Origin of the sequence: Pseudomonas sp. FeN3W (assembly GCA_030263805.2) — a bacterium.
Lineage (GTDB): Bacteria > Pseudomonadota > Gammaproteobacteria > Pseudomonadales > Pseudomonadaceae > Stutzerimonas > Stutzerimonas stutzeri_G.
In genome coordinates, this window is record CP136010.1 from 1,179,011 (window position 1) to 1,200,746 (window position 21,736).

Below are 21,736 nucleotides of genomic sequence, written 5' to 3' on the forward strand. Positions count from 1 at the left end.
ATGGCCAGGTACGTCGATACCTGCCCGGACGGCGTTGCCGACCAGGCCGAAGCAGATCAGCGGCGGATACGTGCCGGTTACCTGCTGGGCATGTTCGCCGGGCTGTTCGGGATGCTCGGCGGCTTTGCCGTCCTGCTCGCCTGGCTCAATCACACCGACAACCTGCCGCCACCAGCCTTCTCCAACAGCCTGTGCGTGGACGAAAAGCTGCATTTTCTACGGCACAACCCCATCGCCGATCCGAACCTGCTGATCGTCGGTTCCTCGGTCGCCTGGCGCCATGTCGATGGCGACGTGCTGATCGAGCAGACGCCCGGCTTGCGCCCGCTCAACGGTGCGTTCTGCGGCCTGCACGCCAACCAGTCGAGCTATGTCGCCAACTGGCTGCTGGACCGCGAACCAAGCATCCGCCAGGTAGTGATGATCGTCGATCCGCTGGACTTCGCCGGCTGCTGGAAGGTGCCGGATGCGGTGTTCGACCGCACTCACGCCGACCAGTACGTCTATCAGCAGGCCTCGCGCTGGGGCTACTACATGCGCTACTTCTCGCCGCGCTCGCTGCTGCGCAATGCGCAGACGGTCAAGGCGCAACGGGCCAACGAGATCGAATGGGACCCACTGGTGTTCACCCGTCACGGCGACGGGCCGCTGGAACCGCAGGGTGACCGTGGCCTGTTCTACGACAAACCGGACCCACTGGATGACAGCTGCTTCGCCGCGCTGGGCCAGTTGTCGAAACGCCTGGAGGACGAACAACGCCAGCTGCTGGTGGTTTCCACGCCACTGCATCCGCAGTGGAAGGCCAAGGTCGATGGTGATGGCAGCTTTCTCGCCCGCTTCGACGCCAAACTGAACGCCGCCATCGCCGACAACACCCACGCGCAGTACTGGAACGCCGACCGGGAATGGGTTGCCCCACCGGCCGCATTCGTCGATGCCATTCACTTGCGCTGGTCAGCCGTGCAGGGCTTTACCGTGGCACTGGCCGAGCATCTGCAGGAAGCCAGGCAGCAGATGGTCAGCGAGTCGGGGCTGGCTAGAAACGGCACATACGACGCGCCTTGAGCAACAAGCGAACCGCTGGAAGCGGTGATGGTCCGAGAAAGAACATACAAACAAGAACGTAAGCCAGGAGTTTGATCATGCATTCTCGTTCTTTGCCGTGCTTGTGCCTGCTCGCCGCATCCATCACCGCCCCCATCGTCAGCCATGCCGACATCCTCGCCATCAAGGTGGAGAACGACATCATCGCCTCGGGCAGTGATGGTCATTACACCAATGGCCTGGAAGTCATCTGGGGTTTCGAACCGGACGAACAGAGCTGGACGCGACGCTTCGCCGATCTGCTGCCCGGCTGGTCGGGCAGTGCCGTCGACAACGTCTCCTATCGCTTCGGTCATCAGATCTACACGCCGGAGGAAATCGAAACCCGAGCGCTGATCGAAGATGACCGCCCCTACGCCGGACTGCTGTTCGCCGGCATGTCGATGTTCTCCGACACCCAGTACGACGGCTGGCGCGCCGCGCAAGGGCTGCACCTTGATGTCGGTATCGTCGGCCCGGCCGCCGGTGGCAAACGCCTGCAGCGTGCCGTGCACAAGGTGACCGACAGCGACGAACCCAACGGCTGGGACAACCAGCTGGAGAACGAGCCCTTCGTCAATCTGGGCTATCAGCATCGCTGGTGGCTGCAGGAGCGCTTCGCCGGGCTGGAGCTGGAATACGGCCCGAGCGTGGGCTTCGCCCTCGGCAACCTTTATAGCTATGGCTCGGCCGGGCTGGGCCTGCGCCTGGGGCAGAACCTGCAGCGCAGCTTCAGCATCCCCGCGGTAACGCCGGCGCAAAGCGGCAGCCAGTTCTTCCGACCGGGTGGCGATTTCGCCTGGTACGGCTTCGCCAATGTCGAAGGGCGCTACATGGCGCACAACATGCTGCTGGACGGCAACACCTTCGAGGACAGCCATTCGGTGGACCGCCGCGAGTGGGTCGGCGACGCCAAGCTTGGCGTGGCACTGACCTGGAGCCGCTGGCAGCTGGCGTTCGCCAGCGTCTGGCGCACCCGCGAATTCCAGGGCCAGCAGGAACACGACCAATTCGGCTCGATCACCCTGTCTACCGCGCTCTGACTCCGTGACGGCGGGCGTTCACGCCCGCCGTTCAGTTACGCGAGATGCCGTGCTTGCGCAGCTTGCGATAGAGCGTGTTGCGACTGATCCCGAGCTGTTCGGCCACCCGACTGACCTGCCAGTGCCGCTCGCGCAGTACGCTCAGCAGCGCCTCGCGCTCGGCCGACTGCAACGGATCACGCGGTGCCTCGACCTCGCCCATTTCGGTCGGCAATACAGCAAGCACCTCGTCCAGCCCAATACGACCCTGTTCGCTCAGCGCCACCAACGTGCGCAACAGATTGCGCAGCTGCCGCACGTTGCCCGGCCAGCTGTAGCGCAGCAAGGCCTGCCGTGCAGCCGGCTCGAGGCAGATAGCCTCGCCTTGCGCTTCTTCCGCCAGCAGATGATCAAGCAACGCCGGCTTATCGCTGCGCTCGCGCAACGGCGGCAACGCGACCATCAGCCCGCCAAGGCGGTAGTACAGATCCTCACGGAACGCGCCGCTGGCCACCAGCGAGCGCAGGTCATGATGGCTGGCGCTGATCAGGCGGATGTTCAATTCGGCCGGTGCGGCAGCCCCCAGCGGGGTGACCTTGCGCTCCTCCAGCACACGCAGCAATCGCGTCTGCAGCGCCAACGGCATGTCGCCGATCTCGTCGAGAAAGAGAATGCCGCCGTTGGCCTGCTCCAGCTTGCCGACCATGCCCTCGCGACGCGCGCCGGTGAAACTGCCGCCGCGATAGCCGAACAGCTCGCTTTCGATCAGCGTCTCCGGAATCGCCGCGCAGTTCAGTGCCACGAATGGCCGGCCGGCGCGGCTGCTGGCGCGATGCAACGCACCGGCGAACGCCTCCTTGCCGGTGCCGGTTTCGCCTTGCAGCAACACCGGTACGTCCCGCTCGAGCACCTTCAGCGCACGGCTGAAACCGCTGCGCATTGACGGATCGAGCAGGCACAGGCCCGCCACGTCGGCCGGCTCCTGACGCGGCGCGGCAACCACACGCATCTGCGGCCCGCGCAGCTGGCAGAACAGCCGCTGACCGTCATGGGTATGCAAGGGCCAGCAAGCCCCCGGCTGCGGTCGCGCACGCTCCAGCAACTGATCCAGACGCACATCGAGCACAGTTTCCAAGGGCCGGCCTAATAGCGCCTCGCGGCTACTGGCGAGCAGGTTGAGCGCGGTTTCGTTGATCGCGGTGATCCGTCCCTCGCCATCGAACGCCAGCAGGCCTTCGCTGAGCAGGCCGATGTATTCGGGCTGGGCATGGAAGCGCAGCAGGTAGTTGCCCTCGCAGTGCTGCAGGAAGAAACAGCTTTCGATGAGCTTGGCCGACAGGTTGGTCAGCGCCATGGTGTGAAAACGCCGCTGGCGCGACAAATCCTCACGCGCCGACGACACGTTGAGTACGGCGAGCAACCCACCCTCGGCATCGAACACCGGGCTCGCCGAACAGGTCAGTGCTGCGTGCCGGCCACGGAAGTGCTCGTCACGCCGAATGGTCAGCGCCTGGCGCTCCAGCAGGCACAGGCCGACGCCATTGGTGCCCTCGGTCGCCTCGTTCCACACCGCGCCGAGCCACAGTCCGGCGCGCTGGAACTGCGCACGCTCGGCCTGATCGGCTACGCTGTCGATCACTACGCCGCTGGCGTCGGTCAGCAGTACCGCATGTCCGCTGCTGCCCAGCTGCTGGTGCAGGCTGTTCATCTGCCAGTGGGCGACGGCGATAACCCGGTCCAGCCGCTCGCGGTGCTCGTTGAGTCGCGGACGCTCGATTACGCAGGGCGCGCGCAGGCTGGTGGGGTCCAGCTGATGCTGCTCCAGGCAACGGCGCCAGGAACGTGCAATGGCGGGATCGGCAGCCGGGCCCTGGCTGGCGGACGTGCCTTCACCGAAGCTCAGGACCTGGTGCACATGCTGACTGAGTCGAGAGGTCATTCTTGTTGTTCTCCGCGATGTTTCGAGGCGGTTTGCGCCCAGCATAGGCCAATCACCCGGCCGCCGCATGCTGTGCCACGCTTGGTACAGAGTGTCACCCCGACCGCGCCAGGGATGGTACAGCGCAGTCTCGACCGGCCAGTCCCGATACGACTCCAGGCCAGCCACGACGCTGTGCGCCGCGGGCTGGCCCGGCGCTTGCTCTGCTGGAAGCACGGTATCCCCGTGAATAACAACAAAGACCAGGAGACCCCCCATGCGTCCCAGCAACGACGTTCCCTTCGATCTGAAAACCGATAACGGCAGTGACCTCGGCGGCGACAGCCAGGCTACTACCGCCCGCACCGCCACCGAACAACTGGCCGCCTGGGTCGAACGCCTCGGCCAGCACCTGGCCCAGCGTGACATCGATGGCACGCTCGAGTTGTTCGCCGAAGATTGCCACTGGCGTGACCTCGTGCTGTTCAGCTGGAACCTGATCACCCTCGAAGGCAAGGCCGACATTCGCGACATGCTGGAAAGCCGCCTGCAAGCCACCCAGCCGGACAACTGGAAGCTCGAAGGCGAAGCGAGCCTGGCCGGCGGCGTGCTCGAAGGCTGGATCAGCCTGGAAACCGATGTTGCCCGCGGCAAGGGTTATGTACGGCTGAAGGACGGCCTGTGCTGGACACTGCTGACCACCATGCGCGAGCTGAAGGGGCACGAGGAACCGCTCGGGCGCCGAACATGGCCACGGCCTGGCCGACAAGCGCAACTGGCTGGAAAAGCGCCGCGACGAGGAAGCCGCGCTGGGCATCACCGAACAGCCCTACTGCCTGGTCATCGGCGGCGGCCAGGGCGGCCTCGGCCTCGGCGCACGGCTCAAGCGCCTCGGCGTACCAACGCTGATCGTCGACAAGGCCGAGCGTCCCGGCGACCAATGGCGCGGCCGTTACAAGTCGCTGTGCCTGCATGACCCGGTTTGGTACGACCACATGCCTTATCTGCCCTTCCCCGATCACTGGCCGATCTTCACGCCCAAGGACCAGATCGGCGACTGGCTGGAGATGTACGCCAAGGTCATGGATCTCAATTACTGGGCGAAAACCGAGTGCATAAAGGCGAGCTTCGACGAAGCCGAGGGCCGCTGGACGGTCGAGGTGCTGCGCGACGGCAAACCGATGACGCTCAAGCCCGCGCAGCTGATCCTCGCCACCGGCATGTCCGGTGTGCCCAACGTGCCGGTCTATCCGGGTGCGGAGACCTTCGCCGGCCAGCAACACCATTCCAGCCAGCATCCCGGCGGCGACGCCTGGCGTGGCAAGCGCGCGGTGGTCATCGGTGCCAACAACTCGGCCCACGATATCTGCGCGGACCTGGTGGAGAACGGCGCGGACGTCACCATGGTGCAGCGCTCCAGCACCCATATCGTGCGTTCCGACACCCTGATGGACGTGGTCTTCGGCCCGCTCTATTCGGAGGATGCGGTCGAGAGCGGGCTGACCACCGACAAGGCCGACATGCTGTTCGCCTCGATCCCCTACAAGGTGCTGCCGCAGTTCCATCGCCAGGCCTTCGAGCAGGTCAAGGAACGCGACAAAGCCTTCTACGATCGCCTGGCTGCAGCCGGCTTCATGCTCGACTTCGGCGATGACGAATCCGGCCTGTTCCTCAAGTACGTGCGCCGCGGATCGGGCTACTACATCGACGTCGGCGCCTGCGAGCTGATCGCCGACGGCACCATCAAGCTGAAAAGCGGGCCCGGTCTCGGCGTCGCTCACATCGAGCCGGATGCCGTGGTACTCGACGATGGCAGCCGCCTGCCGGCCGACCTGATCGTCTACGCCACCGGCTACGGTTCGATGAACGGCTGGGCGGCGCGACTGATCTCCCAGGACGTCGCCGACAAGGTCGGGCGCTGCTGGGGCCTCGGCTCCGGCACCACCAAGGACCCGGGCCCGTACGAAGGCGAGCTGCGCAACATGTGGAAGCCAACCCAGCAGCAGAACCTCTGGTTCCACGGCGGCAACCTGCACCAGTCACGGCACTACTCGCTGTACCTGGCATTGCAGCTGAAGGCACGCTTCGAGGGGCTGGACACCTCGGTCTACAAGCTCGCGCCGAGCTATCACCAGGGCTGATAGCCGCCTTGACCACCAGACGAAACAGGCCCCGCCGGTGCGGGCCTGTTTCGTCATCAGCCTGCCACCGCCCAGACCAACAGCCACAACGGAATACCCGCGACAGGGAAGACCACGGCGGCCCGCGCCTGATACGGCAGCAGCCACGCCACTAGCAACGCCGCCAGCGAGATCGCACCAAACCAGCCCACCGGCCCCATCGCCCAACCCCAGGCCCAGACGCAACTAGCGAAACTGCCCGCCAGCAAGACTGTTCCGAGCACGCGCAATGCATGGCGCAGCACCCGCGACGGCTCGCGCTTCCAGACCAGCTTGAAGTTGCGCTCCATGCCCTGACACAACCCGACCATGCCGCCATAGGCGAGCAGCAGGCCAGCCACGAACGGCAGCATCATGGGTGCATCTCCTTCAGCTTCATCGCCGCGCGGCGCGGTCGCTCCTGCACAGTGCCCGTGCGCAGCGTGACCTTGCGCATCAGCCACAGCAGGATCGCGCCCATCGTCACACAGGTGAGCTCCAGCCATAGCCGCGTCGGATCCGCCCATGGCGCGCCGCCAGCAGTCACCATGTTCAGTAGCGGCAACGTGACACAGAGCAGCGCCAATAGCGCCAGCTGTTCGGCCCAGCCGCGCAGCGTCGGTCGCCACAGCGCATGGGCCAGCGCGACCATCCAGATCAGGAAGAACACACGCACTTCCCATTCGCCACGCTGGGCCAGCTGAACCGGCAGCAGCCGATTGGCCCAGAGCAGGCCGATGCAGGCCAATGACAGGCCGACCACCACTGCCAGGTTGAGCGACTCCACCAGGCGATGGAAACGCTGCGATGCGGCGCTCTGCTCGGCGTACTTGCGTCGGCGCTTGATGCAGAAGTGCAGCAGGCCGGTGGCGATCATGGCGCAACTGACCATGCCGCAGAGAAAGTACAACCAGCGCATCGGATAGCCGCCGAACTGGGCGAAGTGCAGCCCCGCCATGACTCTTTGCGTGAGCAGGCTCGGCCGGCTCTCGTCGGGCTTGCGCAGCACGACGCCGCTGACGCCATCGAATGACATGCTGCGGCCTTTGGTCAGCTCGATTCGGTTACCGAGCACGGGGCGCACGTCGATGCGCGCATCGGGCCGCCCCGGATTCTGGATGGACAGCCCGCCGACCGGGCCCATCGCCGCTTCGGCCTGCGCCAGGATCGGCCCGAGCGGCGCCAGGGGCACAGCGCTTGCCGACTGCGCAGTGACGTCGGAGCGCCCTGCCATTGCCTGATCCATACCGGCATCGCGTTGCTGGCCACGCCCGCCGGCTGGCGGACGCTCGGTTCGTTGCTCCGCAGCGCCGCCTCGCAGATCGCGGCTGGCCGCCTGCCGGTCACCGTCATACAGGACGTCCACCGCAGCGGGCATATAGAGCAGGTAGAAGATCACCAACCCGGTGTAGGTGATCATCAGGTGAAAGGGCAACAACAGCACGCCACTGGCATTGTGCGCGTCGAGCCAAGAGCGCTGCCCCTTGCCGGGGCGGAAGGTGAAGAAATCCTTGAAGATCTTCTTGTGAATCACGATACCGCTGATCAGCGCTACCAGCATCGCCATGGCCGCCAGCCCGACCACCCAGATACCGATATTGCGCGGCATGTTCAGGGTGAAATGGAAACGAAAGAAAAACCCGCCACCCGCCGTTTCCCGCGCCGAGATCGGCTCGCCGGTCGCCGGATCGAGCAGTTGCCCGCCGCCGCGGCGCTGCTCACCAGTCGACACGCTGAGGTTCGACGAGCGCTCGCTGGGCAGATTGATGTTCCAGTTCGGCGCATCGGCGTGGCGCGCCCGCAGATAATCGACCGCACGCTGCAGCGCCTCCTCCTGACTGCCCGCGTAAGCAGGCACCTCCGGGCGCATCCAGCCATCGATTTCCTTGTCGAACACCGCCAGTGTGCCGGTCAGAAAGATGGCGAACAGCACCCACCCCAACAGCAGGCCACCCCAGGTATGCAGCCAGGCCATGGACTGCGTGAAGCTCTGCTTCTTCATCCGATGCGCTCCAGCAATTGTGGCCAGAAGCCAATCAGAGCCAGCGGCAGGGCCAGCGCTATCACGGCCCAGGCACGCCATGCGCTGCGGCAACCAAAGGCCCAGAGGATAGCCGCCGTATAGATGATAAAGGCTGCCAGCGTCGCGACTACTACCGCATCGGATTTTGCCAGAGGAAGCAAGCGCGCCAGCGCCGCCGTGCAACAGTAGGTGAACACGTAGCCGCCCAGCACGGCCGCGAGGGTTCGCGATACTACCGGCCAGGGCTGTGAAGGGGCTTTCATCGGTGCGTTCTCTTCATTATTGAACAGGATACGAAGTTGGGGCCGGGCGAAACGTACAGACCGAAACGAACACCACGCTGTGTTGCGTCATCGTTTTTCATGAGTTGCCAGCCAGGTAGTTAACGGCTGTTCCGCAATCCTCCACAATTTTCAATTTCAGTTGGTTCCGCTCGATCCATGCTTTCAATTTGCTTGCCTGGTCGCTGCAGCTGAGGCCATCCGGACGTTGCGGATGGATATGGCCCTGCCACATCAGCATCTGCAACGCTTGCGATAACGTGCCGAGCTTTTCGGTAAAAGCGGGCAGCTGTCTTAGCTCGGCAAAAGTGGTGGGGCGTTCGGCTAGCTTTTCCAGCAGGGGTGAGAAAATGTCGTCAGGGCCTTGGATTTCCCCGATTGGCGTTTGGAACGACAGCGCGCCTGAGCGTGGCGCTTGGGGCATCAGCTGTAGCCGAAGGGCATCGACCTGCTGTAGAACGTCCTGCTGGGCCAGTCGAACCGGAGTACGCTGAAACAGATCGCTGCGCTGATGCTGATTCTTCGCCAGATCCTTGACCGTTTCCCTTAGCGCGGGCGATGCCAGCTTTGCCAGAAGCGGCTGTACGGCGCCCGGTACGGACAGGCTGTCCAAATTGTCGAAGGCACTGGCACTGCCTATATAGGTAACGCCGGTCTGTGCCACCGATTGATGAACATCGGTCGAATGCTGCGGAGCCCAATTGTCGGTCAGGAAATCATGGGCGAGATAACAGGCAGGTTTCTGCTTGAGTGACTTTATCTTTTCGCTCAAGTTGGGCTGATCTATGAAAGTGCCGGCGACGTCCAGCTCACATACGAAATCCAGCGCAGCTTGCAGCTTCTGCTCGGAAGAGCCTGGCAACTGTCGAGCCAGGTCATTCAGCAGCTTCTGCACCGGCATCATTTGAGTCGCGCCTGGATGGCACATGTAGTGCAAATAGAAGAGCCCCTTGGGCTTTAGGAATTTGGCAACCACCTGAAGGATGTGCTTCTGTTGGTTCGGCGCAATCCACGACCAGACACCATGGCTGACGATGAAATCGAAAAATAGATTGTTACTCTGCGCAAAGTGGGCGAAATCTGCGTGAACGAAGTGGACGTTCGTCAGACCGACTGATTTTGCTGCCTCTCTGGCGATGGCCAGCGCCTTCTCGTTGGCATCCACACCAACGAACTGGCCTAGCGGATTCGTCGCAGCGGCGACCAGCAGGTTGATGCCCATGCCACAACCCAGCTCGCAATAGGAGTAGGGCTTGGTGATATCGGGAGCAGCCGTGCCCAAGAACTGAGCCAGGCTGGCTAGCCAGACGGGCTGGATTTCCTTGTGGAAATGCGGCGGATAAGCGACGTCCATCACGTAGCCATCATATGTATTCATGTCGACTTGAACCTCGTCGAGCCGAGCGATCGGAGCTCGATACGTTAATGCCATACACGCGAATGCTCCCTGGCGAAAGCAGATCGGCAGGGAGCATCGCTTGCAGCGCTTTAGAACGCTTGGGTCAACGAGAAGATGAAGCGTCGGCCGTCCAGGTTGTAGGCGTACTCGCCATCCGTGGTGACTTCCTTGTTGCCAAGGTTGTAGACACCCGCCTTCAAGGTCAGGTCGTTCGTCGCTTTGAAGGCTACGCCAGCGTCAACGAAGCTGTATGCAGGGTAACGGAAACCGTTGGTTTGGGAACCGCTGGTGCCGGTCTGCCAGCGACCGGAGGTCTTGCCGCGGTAGTTGTACTGGGTCCAGACATTGATCCGGCCGGTGGCCTGCCAGTCAAGCGAGGCGTTGAACATGTGCTTGGCTACATCGTTGAGCGGCTTGCCCTTGTAGTCGCCCGACTTCTGCTCGGTCTCGGTGTAGGTGTAGCTGTGCCGATAGGTCAGGTTGTCGAGCAGACGGTAGTCCAGGGTCCACTCGATACCGCGCAGCTCCGCCTCGTCGACGTTCTCGTAGGCGGTGTAACCGAAGCGATGGCCTGGGTACGTCGTGCCGTTGTATTCACATGGGACGCTCTCGGTGGGGTCCTGAGGGCAAACCCGGCCGGTACGATTGATCTTGTCCTCGTAATCGATCACGTAGGCGGTCAGGGTGGTGAGCAGCCCAAGGTCCTGCTCTTCGTAAGCGATGCCGATTTCACGGTTGAGGCTGGTTTCTGGTACCAGATCTGGGTTGCCGATGATCACGCCGCCCATTGAGGTGGAACCGAAGTCAGTGGCGCTGGAGCGCAGGTCAGGCGCTTTGTAGCCGGTGGTGACGCCACCCTTGATGGTGAAGTTGTCGTTCAGGTGGTAGACGCCATAAACCTTTGGACTGAATTGGCCACCAAAAGCCTGGTTGTCGTCGTAGCGTCCGCTCAGAGTCAGGATGAAATCATCGGTCAGGTTCCAGTTGTCCTCCAGGAATATGGAGTTCTGATAGCGATTCATTTCGACGGTGGCGTTGGCGTCTGCAACTACCGGCTCTCGCAGGCCGTTGGAGTTGTGTTCCAGGTTCTCGTATTTGTGCGTCAAACCACCCGTGATGGCGTGAGAGCCGATGAAGTAAGTCGCCTGGGTATTGGCCGTGATTACCTCGTACTCGATGCCCTTACCAGTTACGGGATTTAGCGTGGTGGCATTTTCAGAGTTGTCGTAGTTGATGTACGTCTTGGCCAGCACGTTGCCGTAATTTCCATCATGCTCGATGAAGTAATTCTTCTTGATGGACTCGGTGTAGCTCGGATCGTCAGTCTCGAGCAGGCTTCTACCTGGGTTTTTCCAGCGTTCCTGCTTGGTATAGGTGTGGCCGAGCGTCAGATTGTTTTGCTCGTTGATATTCCAGGACAGTTTTCCGCCAACATTACGCTTTTCGTATTCGGGATCGGTGGCCGCGGCGTCGCTGCCACCTACGAAGTTGCTCTCGTCCTGATCGTGGTAAGCACCGGTCAGCTGCAGACCCAGGACATCCTCGATCAGCGGTACGTTGAGGTAAGCACTGGTTTGCCAGGTATCCTCATTGAGCTCGTTGGACTTGGACGGCACCGTATATTCGGTGGTGATGCTGCCGCTCAGCTCGTTCGACACCTTCTTGGTAATGATATTGATCACGCCGCCCATGGCATCGGAGCCATATAGGGACGATGCCGGGCCGCGGATGACCTCAATGCGCTCGATGGACTCGAGCGGCGGCAGGAAGTTGATAGGGGTACCCTGCTGAGAACCCCTCTCGGAGAACGCATCGTTACCTTGGGCAGGGCGACCGTCGATGAGGAAGAGGGTGTAAGCCGAAGTCATGCCCCGGACCATGATCGACTGTTCAACGCCGCCGCCAACAATCTGCACCCCCGCCACGTTTTTCAACGCATCGGTGATGTCGGTATAGGAACGCTTCTTCAACTCCTCGGCCGTGATGACGGAGATCGTGGCTGGCGCATCCTTGATGTTTTGCTCGAAGCCCGAGGCAGTAACTACAATCGAATCCAGCTCCAGCCGTTCCTGTGCTGAGGCTGAATATGCCAATGTGGCCAGCGTGGCTGCGATGAGGGTTTTCTGGAACGTGGGATGTGGCGTTGCGATAAGAGGGCTTTTGAGGGTTGGCATGTCTTTATCTCTGGTTCTTCGAATATTCCCCGGCCCGTAGGCATGCCTTCCATGCTTGGACTATTAGCAGGGCTAGGCTATGGGAATGGATAACTAAGCGTGCGTCAGCCCGCGCAACGCGTCGTTTGTATGTTGCGCAGGCAACCGAATGCTAGAGATTCTCATTTGAGAGTAAAGTGCATTTACAAACTATACAGTTTGCAAGGTCAGATGCAGGCGCAGCCCGGGATCGAGAGGTTCCGCCCAGAGCTCGCCGCCCTGCAGGCGAACCATGCGCCGCGCAATCGCCAAACCCAGGCCAAACCCATCACCACCGGGTCGGGCCGCATTGAGGCGAGTGAAAGGCTGAAAGATAAGCTCCAGCTGGTCCGCTGCCACGCCGGGGCCGCTGTCCTCGATCCACAGGTGCCAGCATCCTTCCTCTCGCTGGCCAGCCAGCCGCACGCAGCCTTCAACAGGCGAATGACGGATGGCATTGCGCAGGATGTTCTCCAGTGCCTGGGCCAGGCCGTTCAGGTTGGCGCTAACCCGGCAGTCTTCAGGCAGGTCGCACGGCAGCCGCGCCGGGCCCCAGCCGGATTCGAAACAGGCGTTGTCGCGCAGTACGTCCCACAACGCGCCGACATCGACCGCTTCGCGCGGTAGCGACGGACGCTCGGTATCCAGCCACACCAGTTCGAGAATGCCGCCGATCAGCTGCTCCATGCCCTGCACCTCCTGGTTCACCCGACGGCTGAGCGCGCCGGCGCGAGGTTCACGTTCGGCGGCCGCGCGCAGGCGACTGAGCGGTGCGCGCAGCTCATGGGACAGGTCACGCAGCAACTGGCGCTGGAAGGACACCGCGCTCTGCAGCCGCTCGGCCATGTGGTCGAACGCCTGGGCCAGCTCGCCAAGCTCATCGCGACGGTCGATCAGCGCGCCCCCACGCATGCCGAGTTGGTCCGCCCGTAGCGCATTGGCCTGAGCCTGCAGCCGCTTAAGAGGACGGATCAACAACCGATAGATCAACCCGCACAGCAGCAGCGCCAGCACGCCTGGCACCACGATATTGATGACCACTTGCAGCAGAAACATCGAGGTGCTGGGCATCAGCCGCTCGGGCAACTGCAGTATCAACTGCCCGCCATCCGGGTGCTCCGGGAATGGAACACTTATATAAGGTGGCCCTGCGCCGCGGCGGCTGATTCGCCAGTCGATCCCGCGCACCATTTTCAGCCGCGCGTAATCATCGCGGCCGAGCGAGCGGACGCTCAGCGAATCCAGGTCGGGACTGACCACGACGGCCCAGGTGTCTTGAGTCTGACGAAACGCCTCCAGCCAGCGATGCACACCTTCGCCACCACCGTTGCGCCAGCTTCGCTCGGCGTCAGCGGCGTAGTGCAGCAGTTGCTCTCGCGACTCGCTTGGCAGATAGCTGCTGCGATCACGCACATATTGCGTCCAGGACTGGCTCAGCCAGATCAACGACAGGCAGAAGCCGATCTGCAGCAGCGCCAGTTGCCAGAACAACGAATGGCGCGAAGGCAGGCTCATCGCTCGCCCCGGGTGGCCATATAGCCGGTGCCCCATACGGTCTCCAGCTGCAGCGCCGTACAATCAAGCGCCTTCAGCTTGCGCCGCAGATGACTCACGTGCATGTCCAGGCTGCGATCATGACTCGAATAATTGCGATGCAGCGCCTGCTGATAAAGGTAAGCCTTGCTCAATGCGGTGCCGGCGTGCTGCCAGAGCATCACCAGCACACGATACTCGCTGGGCGTCAGGCCGGCCCATCGATTACCCACCGCGACATCGCGCCTCAGCTCATCGAAGTGCAAGCGCTCGCAATCATTCGCAGGCTGCCCCTCCGAACGCTCATAGGCCACGCGCCGCAGCACCGCCTCGATGCGCACGCTCAATTCCAGCAGACTGAAGGGCTTGGGCAGATAGTCGTCGGCACCCTGGCTGAAACCGGTGATGCGATCCTGCTCGTTGCCCAGTGCGGACATCAGGATGACGGGCACGCCGCGGCGACGGCGTAACTGCTGCAAGACGTCCAGGCCGCTGGCACCGGGCAGCATGATGTCCATCAGGATCAGATCGAAGTGCTCGGTCTGCACCCGGGAGAGCCCCTCCTCGCCGTCCGTACAGTGACTGACCGAATACCCGATCGACTGCAGATGATCCACCAGGTGCCGGGCGAATATGGGGTCGTCTTCGACGGCCAGGAGACGCGTGGCAAGGGCGGTAGTATCGGGCATGAGCGGTAGGCGCAGGACGAATGAGATCGATTATTATCCACGAACTCATATCATCTGCCAGCCCTGTTTTTCCTCGGGGAACTGCTCCTGACGGTACGGCGCCTGTATCATGGCCTGCCTTTGGCTTCCGCTCGCAAGAAGTCTGCACGATAAAACTCCATTGGCCCGCGCCAAGCACGTATTTAGAGACTGAAGCTGCATGTCCCGGCTGGATCTACAGAAACTCACGCTGCTGCTGGCACTCGTCGCTGGCCTGCTGACCTTCGGTAACAGCTTCTTCGCCGGCTACAGTTCGCAGCGTGACCAGTTGTTCGAGCAGACCCTGGAGGCAAACCGGGCCTATGCACGCAAACTTGCCGACACCACCGATCAATTCTTCCTTAATAGCCGTCGCGAGCTCGCCTATGCCGCAGAAGAGCTGTCGACCCGCTTCGCCGACCCGATCGCACGGGACAACGAGACCGAACGGCTCAAGCTCAAAAGCGAGCAGTTCAGCCGGGCGGTCATCGTCAGCGCCGCCGGGGAGATCGTTTCGGCGTCGCCGGAAAGCGCCGGCCTGGTTGGGGTCAAGGTCAACAGCGCAGGCGCGACGCGTGCGCTTAAAGAGCGCCAGCCGCTGACCACCGATCCCTACGTTGCCACCGATGGCATCTATCTGATCGCGGTGACCCATCCTATCTTCGCCCCCGATGGCAGCTACCTCGGCTACATCAGCGCCTCGCTGTTCCTGCTCGAGCGCAACGCGCTGCACGGCCTGCTCGGCGTGCATTACTACCGCGACGGCTCCTACCTGTACGTGGTCGATACCCAGGGCCGATTGATCTTCCACGAAGATGGCAAGCGGGTCGGCCAGAACGTATCGGACAATGCGGTGGTCCGGGAAGTGCTATCGGGCCAGGAGGGCAGCCAGCGCGTCATCAATACACTTGGCGTCGACATGCTCGCCGGCTTCGCGCCGGTGCAGAGCACCGGCTGGGGCATCATCGCGCAGCGCCCGACCGCAGCCATCACGGTGAAGCTCCAACAACTGACACGTACCACGCTACTCAATGCGGTGCCGTTCACCCTCATCTCGCTCGCGGTGTTCTGGTGGCTGTCCAGACTTATCTCCAGACCCATTCGCGCCCTGGCCGACACCGCCGAACACTGGGGTGCGCCGGAAGCGGCCAGCCGTATTTCGACGGTCAATTCCTGGTATTTCGAGGTCTCGCGATTGAAGGTCGCGATGCTCGCCGGCGTCTCCCTGCTGCAGCAGAAGATGGGAGCGCTGGAAGCGGCGTCCATGACCGACCCGCTGACCGGTCTGCGTAACCGCCGCGGCCTCGACTTGGCGCTCAAGCAGTTCGAGCTGCTCGACCAGCGCTACGCGGCGGTGACGCTGGATCTCGATCACTTCAAACAGGTCAACGACCAACACGGCCATGACGTGGGCGACAAGGTGTTGCGCTTTCTCGCCGAGATCATGAAGGACTGCTCACGCCCCACCGACGTGCTGTGCCGCATGGGTGGCGAAGAGTTCCTCATGCTGCTGCCCGAGACCGACGCCGCCGGCGCCGGCATTGCGGCAGAGCGCCTGCTCGCTCGCCTGCGGCAATCTGCAAGTCCGACTGGCGCACCGGTGACGGCGTCCATCGGCATCGCCTGCAGCGACAATCATGCATCGCCCGAGGCGACCTTCAAGGCCGCGGACGAAGCGCTATACCAGGCCAAAAGAGCCGGCCGCGACCGCGTCGTTCTCGCCGCCATTTGAGCGCCCGGGCCGCTTGGCAACCGTAGTTCATCCGCGTTGCGCAGAGTGCTAGATCGTCGAAGACATCGGCACAACGCGCCTTGAAGATGCGCTCGATTACGCCAGCGGCGTGGAGCACGGCAACAACTTCGGCGGTCAGAGCCTGACCGAGTTGCTCGTACGCGGCTTCAGCCCCCAGGAGCTCTACCGCAACGGCTTCGCGGTAAACCGCGGCTACTCCAACATGCCCGAAGCCAGCACGCGGGAAGCCTGGGGCAGCATCTGCGCCTACCCGGGCGCCCCCGCACCCTGCAGGCAGGCATCGCGACGCTGTAACGAAGAAGGGCGCAGCCACGTATGGCTGCGCCCCTCACCGCCCCCAACCTCGGCCCAGCTGCGGCCGGGCTTACGGATTCAGCTCAGCAGACGCACGCGTCAAGCGACCTTGAAGCGACCAACGAGCTGCTGTTGCTGCTCGGCCAGGCGCGCAAGCTCCAGACTGGTCATCGCCGTCTGCTCCGCACCGGCGCTCACCTGAATCGCGACATCGTTGATCTCGACGACGTTGCGATTGATGTCTTCGGCCACCGCGCTCTGCTCCTCCGCCGCCGTGGCAATCTGCAGGTTGCGATCACTGATAGCAGACACTCCCTCGGCAATCTCCGCCAGCAATTCCCCGGCCCGCCCGATGTTGCTCGAGCCGTTCTGAGCCTTGGAGAGCGTCTCCTGCATCGAGCGCGCGGCCCGGTCGGCCCCGCCCTGGAGATTGGCAATCATGTCCTGAATGCTGCCGGTGGATTCCTGTGTTTTCTGGGCAAGCGTGCGCACCTCGGACGCAACGACAGCGAAGCCGCGGCCATGCTCCCCTGCTCGCGCCGCCTCGATAGCCGCGTTCAGAGCGAGCAGATTGGTCTGGTCGGCAATGCCGCGGATTACATCCAGCACGGACGAGATCGAATCGCTCTCACGCTTGAGGTCCGCAATGATGCTTGCAGTCTGATCGGCCTGGCTCGACAACTGGCGAATGAGCTCGATGGTGTTCTCGACTTCGGCTCGGCCTTGCGCAGTATTGGCGTTGAGGTGCTGCGAGAGTTCGGCGGCATCGCTGGTGCTTCTCGCAACATCGCGCACGGTCGCGCTCATCTCGTTTATCGCGGTAACCACCAGCTCGGTTCCCTGCCGCTGCCGATCGATGCTCTGGCTCGTTTGCACGGTCACCGCGGAGGACTCCTCCGCCGCCGTGGCCACCTGCGCGGTGGCGTTGCTGATCTCGCCCACGACCTGCTTGAGCTCGACAGCCATGAGATTGAGGTTACGCGAGATTTCGCCAAACTCGTCCCTGCCTTCGTAGTGCGCCGTTGCGGTCAGATCCCGAGCCGAAAGCGACAACAGCGCATGATTCACATCCTGCACGGCCCGTTTGATGTTGCGCATGATCAGGAAGGAAAGGCCTGTCACCACCAGCAGCGCAATGATCACCGCGGCGAGCGTCAGCCAAAGCGCGTTGCGTGCCTCATCGCGAGCCTGAGCGGCCAGTGTGCCCACATCCTGCGACAAGGCCTGCTCCAGCTCACCCATAAGGTCGATCCGGCTGGTCGCCGTATCGAACCAGTTCTCGCTATCGATACCCAGGCTCTGCCCGGTCGGCACCTCGAAAGCCAGACGTTGCAGACGTGCGACTTCAAGGGCGCTCGGCTGCTGCAGCTTTTCGTCGAGCAAACGGACGAAGCGCTCCGAGGCCGCACGACGGAAGCCATCCATATAGGCCGAGAATTCACCCAGGTTCCGGCTGAAGGAGGCAAGCAGCGCCGCGTCGAACCTGTCCTGACCGAACACCACGCCCAACAACGCGCGCTCGCGACCGGCCCGCTCCTTCATCTCGACGAACTGATTGAGCCCGCCTAACGCTCGTGCAAGCGTGACGTCCTGCACGCTGCGCTCAACCTTGTGGGTAAAACCGATCAACGCCTTGATGTAGCCAGTAAAGCGAGAACCGGAGTCGATGCTGTTGATTGCGAACGAGTCGATTTGCGAACGTGTTGCCTGAAGCTCATCGAGCGAAGCCAAGACGCTCCCGAGCTGCGAGCCGTCCTGTTTGGCAAGCGCTTGCATGGCGCTGAACGCTTCATCAGTCGCTTGCCGCATTCCCGGCAGGCGCCGCGCCATGGTCCGCCCCTGGCTCCCCAGATAGACGCCGCTCGCACCACGTTCACGCTGCAATGCGGTAATCAGCCGACTCACGTTCTGCGCAGCCACGCTGACCTCGACGGTGCGCTCCATTTGCCTCAGGGTGGCGTAGCTGTCAGCGACATACAGACTTGCCAGCCACAGAAAACCGAGCATCGGACACGCCAGGATCAAGAGAAGCTTCGCACTCAAGGGAATGTTTCTAAGCATGTGTACCTCAGTACTCCAGGTCATGGAGCTACGAGTGGCAGAAGGCAGGATGTGCGCGCACCGCTCGGCACGCGCGTGGAAGCGATTTATCGGTGATCGATTGCTGACGCGTCGCAGGAGAAACGGCCCCACAGCGCTTATCAGCGACTGTCTCGAACAGGCAGGTATTCTTTCTGGTGCACAGGCGTGCATCCCTGACCAAAGTCAATAAATTAACGTCAATCTAATGCCGGTTGTCGGGTACAACGGCGGCTGCCAACTAGCTGCCAACCTCGTTGGGGGCTGGCCAGCTTGGGAGAAGGGATTGGGAGCTCGAGGTTTATGCAACGAAACAAGCCTTCCTTGAGCTGGAAGCCTAGAGGTGAAGGAGGCAACGCAGCCTGAGGCTGGCAAGAAGGGAGATCGGCCCAAAAACAAAAGGGCTAGCCGAAGCTAACCCTTTGATTTCATTGGTGCGGAGACAGGAGTCGAACCTGCGACCTTCGCATTACGAAAGATCGGCACCTGTCATCGCAAAAGCTGGAAGTCAGTAAAAACGGGGCCTCCAGCTTGCCTTCGTCGTCGCCCTGCCCCGCTCTCTGTAGATTTCAGCCCGTTTTGGGACACCCAATCGCTGCACGCCTCAAGGGCATAAAGCACATCAAAAAACATCTTACAGAGTGCTTTTCAGAGTGCTACGCTATGCGCGCTTACCCCATTCGCACAAATGACCTTACGAAGACCTTAATCAAGATAGCTCGGCCCACAGTAGAGAACCCACATTCGCTCAACGAAGCGTGACGGTTCGGCCCACAGATAGAGCTCAGGCACCCTAGAAGCGCGGATAGCAGAGAACAGGTGGATATGGCGATGACTTACACGGTACTGGCTGACGTTGCGGCGTCGGTGACAGAACTAAAAAAGGACCCAATGGGCACCATCCGCGAAGGTGGCGGCGAAACGGTCGTGATCCTCAATCGAAACGAGCCAGCCTTCTATGCCGTGCCACCCGCACGCTATGAAGCCATGCTGGAGCTGATTGACGATCTGCGGCTGGCTGAAATCGTACGCGCCCGCGCTGGTGAACCTACTGTACGAGTAGATATCGATGCCCTCATCGCGCAAGCCGGCGGAGCCGACTAAGTACGCGCTGGAGTTCAACACTCAAGCGCTCAAGGAATGGGGCAAGCTGGGCAATACGATCCAGCTGCAGTTCGCCAAGAAGCTGAAAGAACGCCTTACGAATCCCCGAGTGGAAGCCGACAAGCTTCGGGATATGCCCAACTGCTACAAGATCAAGCTCCGCTCCATCGGCTATCGTTTGGTTTATGAAGTAATCGACAGCCGACTCGTCGTCACGGTGATCGCTGTAGGTAAGCGAGAGCGAAGCAAGGTTTATGGCAGTGCTTCCAAGCGCATGTAATGAACTTCTTCCCAAGTACACCCCATCAACCCTAGCGGGTTCATCGCTGACACCTACCCCTGAGGCTTCCCATGCTAGAACTTCTCAAATTCCTATTTGAAAAGCTCGATTTTATAGCCATAGCGGAGTATGTCCGTAAGCGTGGAAATCGACGCAACGCCGCGCGACTGCATCTTATATTGATTCAATCTTACGAAATATTAGAGCTATACGAGGCTTTGCTAGATGAGCTAGAAGCCGCTCTCGAATCACATAAAAAGATCAGCAACCGTCATTGCTTCTATCTTAGCCCCTATTACTTATCTTCTTTGATCGCTCGACAATCATCAAACATCACAGTAATGGAAACCCTAACATACGATTTGTTAGACGAGCTTCGCTTAGTCGACAACAACTTTGCTGAAACTTATAGGAGCCTTATTCCAGGCAAGACAGGAATTCTATTTGAAGCTCAAAACCTACTGGCTACGGGGCGCCTTCCGCTAGCAGAGACAGATCCAGGCACATTTCCAGCCTCGCCTGATGGTACGTATCGAACTCTTTGGTTCTCCCCAGAACCAACCACCGAGGACCGGCGCGAGATTGAAAAATTTCTATATGGCTGTAACGGTAGGGAAAAAACGATATTGGATGTCAGCATCCATGATGGCGATGCTTTCTTCGATGCTTTAGAAGAATATTTGCTCAAAGAAAAACCAGCTGATCGCCTGCAAGAACTAAAGAAGATTACAGAAAGCTACCGCGAGGCACTTCTCAAAAGCTTTACAACGGAAGATTTATTGTCTGATATCTCCACCGTGCGCAAGCATTATGGTCGTCCGCGGTAGTACCTCCTTAGAAGAAATAGTACGACTGTCGTAGCCGAACAAATCTATGTTCTGACAAACCATCGCCGGGCCGCTTCCGCTGTTATTTGCTGCCCGCGTTTTGTACTGCCAACTTTAGGTCCGCTTCGGCGTAGGTCGGGCTGATCTGACCCTTCGCGGGATCTACGCCCCCTTCCAGATCCACAGCTCGTATTCAGGAAACGCATCAAGCAATGCGTCCATGTCCTCGATGCGTACCCTCACCTTCAGGTTGTGCGCAACAGCCCCCCCCAGCGCCGCCGGTCAAGGCCTGTCTTTTTAGCAACGACTGCTGGACTGAGATATTTCACCCTGGACGAATGCCGGTTGGTGTTGAATAAATGCGCCGCGTCGACCAACAGCCACACCCTGCCCGTCGCCAAGCTCTGTCTGGCTACCGGTGCTCGATGGGATGAAGCGGAGTCGATCACCCGTAACCAGTTGCTGAACGAGCAAGTTCGCTTCGCCAGGACGAAGAATGGCCGCGTACGGACCATCCCCGTGCCGGACGATGCGGTACTCACATCTGGCGCCGGATCACTTCGCGACTGTGCTGACGCTTTCGCCGCTTTCACTCTTGGCCCAGAATCACCGCTAAAGCGAGGCGAACAGCGTGTCCGACATTTTTTTGGAAGCAAAGCGCGCGTATTACGCACGGGTCCGTCGATCCAGCTACATAGCGAGCCTACGCCTCGTGGGATTCGACGTGACGCCCGCTGATGCAGACCGCGAGCTCCCGACCCGGCAAGCCGCGCTGGAAGCATTACAGAACGCAGGACAAGAAAGGGACACTTGTGGGACACCAGCCCAAAAACAAAAGGGCTAGCCGAAGCTAACCCTTTGATTTCATTGGTGCCGGAGACAGGAGTCGAACCTGCGACCTTCGCATTACGAATCGGCGCGCGTCACTTTTGTGAAGATTTGGTTCGAAGCAAAAATTAGAACGGAAAATCGCTTACAGCATTGAAAATGCTCGACTTAATAGGGTTTCGAGCTTGTTTTGCCTGGCCTGAACACAGGTTTCATGGGGCAAAAAAGCGTGTTTATGCTTTGTTCGGAGCACC

At 61.1% G+C, this 21,736-nt stretch carries 16 protein-coding genes and 2 pseudogenes; 9 read left to right on the top strand and 9 right to left on the bottom strand.

Annotated elements, in window-relative coordinates:
• Complete coding sequence (locus P5704_005370; GenBank protein WOF79926.1) at positions 1 to 1,065, top strand: hypothetical protein; 1,065 nt, start codon at positions 1 to 3, stop codon at positions 1,063 to 1,065.
• A gap of 77 nt (positions 1,066 to 1,142) precedes the next feature.
• Entirely contained in the window at positions 1,143 to 2,126 is a 984-nt protein-coding gene (locus tag P5704_005375) for a lipid A deacylase LpxR family protein (protein ID WOF79927.1), read from the top strand.
• A gap of 31 nt (positions 2,127 to 2,157) precedes the next feature.
• Here P5704_005375 and P5704_005380 read toward each other — a convergent pair whose 3' ends face one another.
• Positions 2,158 to 4,044 carry a sigma-54-dependent Fis family transcriptional regulator gene (locus tag P5704_005380; GenBank protein ID WOF79928.1) on the bottom strand — a complete coding sequence of 629 codons (1,887 nt, stop codon included), beginning with the start codon at positions 4,042 to 4,044 and terminating at the stop codon, positions 2,158 to 2,160.
• 256 nt (positions 4,045 to 4,300) lie between these two features.
• Between P5704_005380 and P5704_005385 the strand changes: the two are divergent.
• Positions 4,301 to 6,164 (top strand): annotated as a pseudogene (locus P5704_005385) (NAD(P)/FAD-dependent oxidoreductase).
• 56 nt (positions 6,165 to 6,220) lie between these two features.
• Here the strand turns inward: P5704_005385 and P5704_005390 are convergent.
• The 7 genes from P5704_005390 to P5704_005420 all read right to left on the bottom strand — a co-directional run bounded on the left by P5704_005390 (position 6,221) and on the right by P5704_005420 (position 14,299).
• On the bottom strand, positions 6,221 to 6,559 hold the full coding sequence (locus tag P5704_005390) for a DUF3325 domain-containing protein (GenBank protein ID WOF79929.1): 339 nt from the start codon (positions 6,557 to 6,559) through the stop codon (positions 6,221 to 6,223).
• A complete protein-coding gene (locus P5704_005395) occupies positions 6,556 to 8,184 on the bottom strand; it encodes a PepSY-associated TM helix domain-containing protein (GenBank protein WOF79930.1) in 1,629 nt (542 codons plus the stop codon). Before P5704_005395 ends, P5704_005390 begins: the two co-directional genes overlap by 4 nt.
• Positions 8,181 to 8,468: an iron transporter gene (locus tag P5704_005400; GenBank protein ID WOF79931.1), complete on the bottom strand. Its 288-nt coding sequence runs from the start codon at positions 8,466 to 8,468 to the stop codon at positions 8,181 to 8,183. Before P5704_005400 ends, P5704_005395 begins: the two co-directional genes overlap by 4 nt.
• Before the next feature lie 97 nt (positions 8,469 to 8,565).
• A complete protein-coding gene (locus tag P5704_005405) occupies positions 8,566 to 9,864 on the bottom strand; it encodes a class I SAM-dependent methyltransferase (GenBank protein WOF79932.1) in 1,299 nt (432 codons plus the stop codon).
• Positions 9,865 to 9,974: 110 nt separating this feature from the next.
• Complete coding sequence (locus P5704_005410; GenBank protein WOF79933.1) at positions 9,975 to 12,059, bottom strand: TonB-dependent receptor; 2,085 nt, start codon at positions 12,057 to 12,059, stop codon at positions 9,975 to 9,977.
• A 189-nt stretch (positions 12,060 to 12,248) separates the two neighbouring features.
• Complete coding sequence (locus P5704_005415; protein ID WOF79934.1) at positions 12,249 to 13,592, bottom strand: histidine kinase sensor domain-containing protein; 1,344 nt, start codon at positions 13,590 to 13,592, stop codon at positions 12,249 to 12,251.
• Positions 13,589 to 14,299, bottom strand: a complete 711-nt coding sequence (locus P5704_005420) for a response regulator transcription factor (GenBank protein WOF79935.1) — start codon at positions 14,297 to 14,299, stop codon at positions 13,589 to 13,591. The genes P5704_005415 and P5704_005420 overlap by 4 nt, the downstream gene beginning before the upstream one ends.
• A gap of 199 nt (positions 14,300 to 14,498) precedes the next feature.
• On the opposite strand from P5704_005420, the gene P5704_005425 reads away from it, so the two are divergent.
• Positions 14,499 to 16,049, top strand: a complete 1,551-nt coding sequence (locus P5704_005425) for a sensor domain-containing diguanylate cyclase (protein ID WOF79936.1) — start codon at positions 14,499 to 14,501, stop codon at positions 16,047 to 16,049.
• Between the two features lie 52 nt (positions 16,050 to 16,101).
• Positions 16,102 to 16,296: pseudogene (locus P5704_005430) on the top strand (hypothetical protein).
• A gap of 167 nt (positions 16,297 to 16,463) precedes the next feature.
• Here the strand turns inward: P5704_005430 and P5704_005435 are convergent.
• Positions 16,464 to 18,425: a methyl-accepting chemotaxis protein gene (locus P5704_005435; GenBank protein ID WOF81176.1), complete on the bottom strand. Its 1,962-nt coding sequence runs from the start codon at positions 18,423 to 18,425 to the stop codon at positions 16,464 to 16,466.
• An 849-nt stretch (positions 18,426 to 19,274) separates the two neighbouring features.
• Here P5704_005435 and P5704_005440 point away from each other — a divergent pair.
• The 4 genes from P5704_005440 (at position 19,275) to P5704_005455 (ending at position 21,498) form a co-directional block, all read left to right on the top strand.
• Complete coding sequence (locus tag P5704_005440) at positions 19,275 to 19,547, top strand: type II toxin-antitoxin system Phd/YefM family antitoxin (protein WOF79937.1); 273 nt, start codon at positions 19,275 to 19,277, stop codon at positions 19,545 to 19,547.
• Positions 19,513 to 19,827 (top strand): type II toxin-antitoxin system RelE/ParE family toxin, encoded by a 315-nt coding sequence (locus tag P5704_005445; GenBank protein WOF79938.1) that lies wholly within the window; start codon positions 19,513 to 19,515, stop codon positions 19,825 to 19,827. Before P5704_005440 ends, P5704_005445 begins: the two co-directional genes overlap by 35 nt.
• Positions 19,828 to 19,898: 71 nt before the next feature.
• A complete protein-coding gene (locus P5704_005450; GenBank protein WOF79939.1) occupies positions 19,899 to 20,654 on the top strand; it encodes a hypothetical protein in 756 nt (251 codons plus the stop codon).
• A 631-nt stretch (positions 20,655 to 21,285) separates the two neighbouring features.
• A complete protein-coding gene (locus P5704_005455) occupies positions 21,286 to 21,498 on the top strand; it encodes a YhfG family protein (GenBank protein ID WOF79940.1) in 213 nt (70 codons plus the stop codon).
• Positions 21,499 to 21,736 lie beyond the last annotated feature (238 nt).